Raw genomic sequence first — 4,690 nt, forward strand, 5'->3', positions numbered from 1 at the left:
GGTATCTTGACTGCGGCTTCCTTGGGCACAAAATACCCCACCCCCTGGTGATTGAAAGCTATGAGGGGCAAAGCCTGGGACATAGCCTCGAGGTTCACGCTGCCAAATGAATCTCGCAGACTCGTAAATACAAACGCATCTGAACTACGATACAGCTCTTTCATTTCGTGCCAGCCGACCCGGCCCAAAAACTGCACCTTGTCCTGAATACCAAATTCTGCGGCTCTGGCTTCACACATGGGACGAAGAGGGCCGTCGCCCGCGACCAACATCCTCACCGGGAGATCTGCCACCTGCTGCATAATCTGAAGCATTAGTAGAGGGGCTTTCATGGATTCCAGCCGTCCAGCCCATAGCAGGGTCATGGTGGGTTGCGGTGGGTGGACAGGAGGTTCAGAAGGCACATAGCTATCCGGTAGCCCGGAGACATTAAACATCTCAATTTGCGATCCTCCTGCCCGTCGCAGGAGGCTTTCGGTTTCTGCATTGGTCGCCAAGATGAGTGAAGTGCGCCGAACCGCCTGGCGTACGGGAGGGAGCAGAGGTAAGGCCAATACCCGCAAACTGCGCAGGGTTTCTTCCAGACCATCCGTTGTGAAATATTTGCGGTAGGCGAAGGGGGCCATTTGACCGCCACCCACCGAGCCCCAAATAAAGGGAATGGGTAGTTTCCACAACGGGGGTGGGGCGCTGACGGTATTCCAGCTAACGAAGTGGCTCAAATCGAAGCCCACTTGGTGGTGAAGCTGTTTGGCCACCCTGTACATCTCGCCCAACCAAAGCAGATAGTGCAGCCGGATGTTGCCTTTACCCTTTTGGGGATTCCAGGGATCAATGGCCCTAGGCGGTGATGCATAGTGAAAATGCAAGTTGGGATTTGGGTTGGACTGTAGATAGCGTTCGATGTTGCTACGATAACGTGGAAAAGTAACTACCCACACCTCGCAGTGACGTGACAATGCCAGGGCCCAACCCCAAGTAACTGCTTCTTCAGACCCATGATCCGGGCTACAACCATATCCAGCCAGAAGAATTCGCATAGTATTCAACGTCCAGGTAGTATCAAGACAGCGTAGATAAGTATAGACCATTAGCTTTGCTTGCCAAGACAGATGCAACCAAACGATATAGTTCTTGATTTTAGATGGGGATTCAAGCGATCTCCGGGTAACCCGCCTACGGTAATATGGCTTTTGCACCTGATTTGCCATTCACTTCATGTATGGTACAAAAGCAAGGATACCGACATCCAATAGCTTCCAACCCATGACCCAGGCCTCCGATAAAAACGCCAAAGCCACCCCTTCGCCTAGGCGCATCCACAAAGTGCGCTCGTTGCTGAATGCTTATTTCAAGGTTGTGAGTTGGGCCGGCTTGGCATCCCCAGATCGCACGGTGGTGCTGACCTATCATTCTATTCGTCCGCCTGGACTGTATAAGTATTCAACCTCAGCGGCGTTGTTTGAAGCCCATCTGGAATGGCTGGCTGCCCACTGTACAGTTGTCGGTTTTGAAGAGGTGTTGTTGCCGGCAGAGCAACCGAGAGGCAAACCAAGGGTAGCCATAACCTTCGATGATGGTTATCAGGATAATGTGGAAATAGCCCTGCCCTTGCTGCAAAAGTACCGATTGACCGCCACTTTTTTCATTACTACAGGCCTGCTGCAAAAAGACACTCCTACCCTGAACCGCCTGGCCGCCAATTTTGGGAATTCATTAGAACAGATGGGGCCACTGAACTTTGCAGGCTTGCGAGCACTGGATGCTGCTGGAATGCACATTGGCGCACATACCCATAGCCACCACAACCTTCGCCAGCTATCACCTAAAGAGCAGCGGGAAGAGCTGTACAAAAGTCGAGCTATTCTGGAAGATGCGCTGGGCAAGGTAGTGCCGACCATGTCATACCCCTATGGCCTTCCTGGTTATGCGGTGGATGCAGGGGTGTCACGGGCTAGTCTGGAAACAGGTTATCGACTAGCAGCCACGGTGCATTTGCGCGCAGTCAGACCCCTGGACGATCCCGGTCGAATCCCACGATTCGTACTTACTGACGAAAATTTGCAGGATCTGAGAACCATTGTTTTTGGTGGTATGGATGTTGTGGGCTGGTATCAGGATGTTACCTTTAGCTTATTGCGCAAATAACGCTTTGACGGGGTGTGCTTTGGCAATTCCTTTACATAGAGCGGTTTTCAGTAATAATGCGACCGCACCCCGGACAAAAATGCTTTGCAAGGCATATTTTTTACCGCTGGGAGCGGCGGCTAACAAATTGCGAAAGCCGCAATAGGGTCAGGGAAAGTTTAGTTTGGCATTTTTTTTGCTCCAATGCCCTGCTTTAGCAACTCCTGACTAGGTTGCTTTTTCTACTGCTCCATGGTATTTTCTGTTTGTCCAACGCTTATTGGTATCAATATAATATAGAGCTACACAACAAGCACAATATTGATCACCTGCTAACCAGTAACCGGGGTGTGGCGAGATGTGTTGCTGTCTGCACACCTTGTCTAGACAACTTTATGCCGCCCAGGACAAGCTTTGAAACAAGCCTCTCCTGGCATTTATATCCGGTTGGCGTTATGTGGTCGTTACTGCGTTAAAGATGTCAAGCTTTCCATATCCTTTTGACAACAATGCTCTACGATTTTACTATTCTCATGGAACCTGTGTGAGAAAGCTAACATCAAGCGGGTGCATATTTCGGCGAAAGGAGATTATGGCACAACACGGTGTACCTTGGGCAGTTACACAAGAGGACGGTCTGCGTGTTGGTGCTTTGTCGAGTAGACAAACCTCTACTTGGGCACTAATTATTTTGTGGCTGACAGATGTGCTGGCACTCGAGCTTTCACTGGGGCTTGCGCTGGGTCTTCGCGCGGCACTCTCTCCCTGGTGGTTGCATCCTGCGCCCTACAGCGACTATACCTATCTGGCGCTGGTGTTGGCCGCGTTTCCGATTGGCTATGCCTTCTGGGCCTTGTACCCAGGCTATGGCGTACATCCCGTTGAGCGGATGCGCCGAGCCCTGCTGATTACGACCGTGCTGTTTACCTGTACGGTGGTGGGCCTGGCCTTGTTTCCGGCAACGCAGATGTATGTGGTGGTTCTGGTGCTGACCGGAGGCTTTGCATTGCTGCTGGTTCCCCTGCTCAATGCATTGGCGCGGGAGCTTCTGGTAAGGGCCGGCTACTGGGGGCAGCCGGTGGTGATTCTGGGAGCGGGTCTGATTGGAGCTATGGTAGCTCGAGCGCTCAAGCGCGAGCGCTACCTGGGAATGGTTCCGGTGGCTTTTCTGGACGACGATCCTCAAAAACAATACCGCGTGGTCGAGGGGGTTCCGGTTATTGGTGGCCTCGAGCGGGCCGAACAGCTCAGCAAGCAAGGGGTGCAGGAAGCCCTGGTGGCGATCTCGAGCATCGGGCGGGCCGAACTCAAAGGTCTGGTCAACCGGCTTCCTTTTTTGCATGTGGTGGTGGTACCCGATCTTGGGGAACAGACGATTGATTGGTTCATGGTGCGGGATCTGGGCCGGATTCATGGCCTTTCGATTCGCAAAAATCTTTTGTTGCCGCGCAACCGATTGATCAAACGGTGGATGGATTGGTTGCTAAGTTGGCCGCTGTTCGTGCTTAGCCTACCGCTGATCTGGGTGCTGGCGTTTTGGGTGCGCCTGATCAGCCCTGGTTCGCCCTACTTTACCCAGACCCGCGAAGGGTTCCATGGTAGAAAAATTGACATCCTGAAACTACGCACCATGTACCCTGATGCAGACCAGCGACTCGAGCGCCATCTGGCCGAAAACCCCGTGGCCAAAGCCGAGTGGGAGCGCTCCTTCAAACTCAAGCACGACCCGCGCATTCTGCCTGGCGTGGGCTACTTTCTCCGCAAAACCAGCCTGGATGAACTGCCCCAACTGTTTAACGTGGTACGCGGGGAGATGAGCCTGGTGGGGCCGCGCCCTTTCCCGGCCTACCACCTCGAGCGGTTCTCGCCGGAGTTTCGCGAGCTACGCCACAGCGTCCTGCCCGGTATGACCGGCTTCTGGCAAGTGCTGGCCCGCTCCGACAGCGACCTCAAGCTGCAAGAAGAACTCGACACCTACTACATCCGCAACTGGTCACCGTGGCTGGATGTGTATCTGCTGTTCCGTACCGTAATGGCGGTGCTGGGTTCAAAGGGGGCGTATTGAATGGAGGCCAAGGAGTTACGGATTGAGCGAACCAATGTGCTGGGAGTGGGCATTAGTGCCATCAACCTTCCGTTGGCGCTCGAGACCCTGGATGCCTGGATCAAACGCAAGCACCGCACCTATGTATGCATTACCGGGGTGCATGGGGTCATGGAAAGTCAGGCCGACCCCGAATTGCGCAAAATTCATAACCAGGCCGGTCTGGTCACACCCGACGGTATGCCGATGGTCTGGATGAGCCGCCTGGCGGGACACCAGCACGTAGACCGGGTCTATGGCCCCGATCTGATGCTGGCAGCGTGCGAAGCCTCTGCGCATAAGGGATATCGCCACTACTTCTATGGGGGCAACGAAGGAGTTCCCGAACTGCTGCGCGACAAACTACGGGAAAAGTTTCCAGGTTTGCGGGTGGTGGGCACCTACTCACCCCCCTTCCGCCCCCTCACCCCCGAAGAAGATGCAGCCATCGTGGCCCAGATCAATGCTGCCCAGCCCGAC

The 4,690-nt window shown here is 54.0% G+C and carries 4 protein-coding genes; 3 read left to right on the plus strand and 1 reads right to left on the minus strand.

Annotated features, from left to right (window positions below; translation table 11 throughout):
• Positions 1 to 1,211 (minus strand): glycosyltransferase family 4 protein (locus Q0288_RS12200; protein WP_299430790.1); only part of this gene is annotated, 1,211 nt, incomplete at its 3' end.
• A gap of 55 nt (positions 1,212 to 1,266) precedes the next feature.
• Between Q0288_RS12200 and Q0288_RS12205 the strand changes: the two genes are divergently transcribed.
• The 3 genes from Q0288_RS12205 to Q0288_RS12215 form a co-directional block, all read left to right on the plus strand.
• On the plus strand, positions 1,267 to 2,148 hold the full coding sequence (locus Q0288_RS12205; protein ID WP_299430792.1) for a polysaccharide deacetylase family protein: 882 nt from the start codon (positions 1,267 to 1,269) through the stop codon (positions 2,146 to 2,148).
• Positions 2,149 to 2,818: 670 nt separating this feature from the next.
• Positions 2,819 to 4,192, plus strand: a complete 1,374-nt coding sequence (locus Q0288_RS12210; RefSeq protein ID WP_299430794.1) for an exopolysaccharide biosynthesis polyprenyl glycosylphosphotransferase — start codon at positions 2,819 to 2,821, stop codon at positions 4,190 to 4,192.
• A partial coding sequence (locus Q0288_RS12215) for a WecB/TagA/CpsF family glycosyltransferase (protein ID WP_299430796.1) occupies positions 4,193 to 4,690 on the plus strand: 498 nt, incomplete at its 3' end.

Source organism: uncultured Meiothermus sp. (assembly GCF_937863175.1).
Taxonomy (GTDB): domain Bacteria; phylum Deinococcota; class Deinococci; order Deinococcales; family Thermaceae; genus Meiothermus.

What these genes read in the sequence shown, in the direction of transcription:
- Q0288_RS12205 (WP_299430792.1), top strand. Translation starts at nt 1,267, where the DNA reads ATGACCCAGGCCTCCGATAAAAACGCCAAAGCCACCCCTTCGCCTAGG.